The sequence below is a fragment of the Candidatus Hydrogenedentota bacterium genome, assembly GCA_016791475.1.
Lineage (GTDB): Bacteria > Hydrogenedentota > Hydrogenedentia > Hydrogenedentales > JAEUWI01 > JAEUWI01.
Genome location: JAEUWI010000319.1, coordinates 1 through 608 on the forward strand (window position 1 = coordinate 1; position 608 = coordinate 608).

Below are 608 nucleotides of genomic sequence, written 5' to 3' on the forward strand. Positions count from 1 at the left end.
CCACGGGCCTTGCCCAGCTCGTAGCGGGCCACGGCGAAGGGCACCATCACTTCCAGGATCAGCGGCGTGTCGGGATGCTCCTTCTCCAGCGCCTTCTCCAGCACTTTCTCGACGGCGGGATACTCGCCTCCCTGGGCACGGAGCAGCAGCCGCTCCAGGAAGAGGGCCTCCTCCACCCAGCCGAGGCGCTCGGCCTCGTCGAGCAGGCGCTTGGCCCTGGCTTGCGCATCCTGATTGCCGCTCATCCAGATCGGGCCGATGCCGAGCACCGACAGCTGATAGACGTAGCAGTAGCCCAGGCCGTAAAAGCCGGGAATTCCGGCAAAGCCTCACACCCGCCAGGCGTCCCAGACCGCGTTCTCGCCTTCCTTGCCGTGTCGGGCGGGCGTCATCAGCGACGCGAGGATGCCCTCACGTTTGCAGAATTCGATGAAGTCCGCATACCAGACCGCGCCGTTGTAGTCCTCCTTGAGCCGGGTCAGTCCCTTCCTCTCGAAGAAGGCGATGGTCTTTTCCATGATCTCCCGCGAGCGTCGATCGGGATAGTCGCGAACCATGTTCCGCGGATTGAGCAGAATCATCGGTTACTCCTTGTTGTCGGCAACCGG

Annotated in this window: 2 protein-coding genes; both read right to left on the reverse strand. The window is 63.7% G+C overall.

All coding sequences use genetic code 11. The annotated features are described in order from the left end of the window. The coding region (locus tag JNK74_29435) for a hypothetical protein (protein MBL7650297.1) at window positions 1–245 on the reverse strand (245 nt) is incomplete at its 3' end. A gap of 84 nt (window positions 246–329) precedes the next feature. After that, complete coding sequence (locus tag JNK74_29440) at window positions 330–581, reverse strand: hypothetical protein (protein MBL7650298.1); 252 nt, start codon at window positions 579–581, stop codon at window positions 330–332. Window positions 582–608: the final 27 nt, after the last annotated feature.

Excerpts from the sequence above, each read along its gene's own strand:
- JNK74_29440 (MBL7650298.1), bottom strand. The coding sequence starts at position 581 with ATGATTCTGCTCAATCCGCGGAACATGGTTCGCGACTATCCCGATCGA.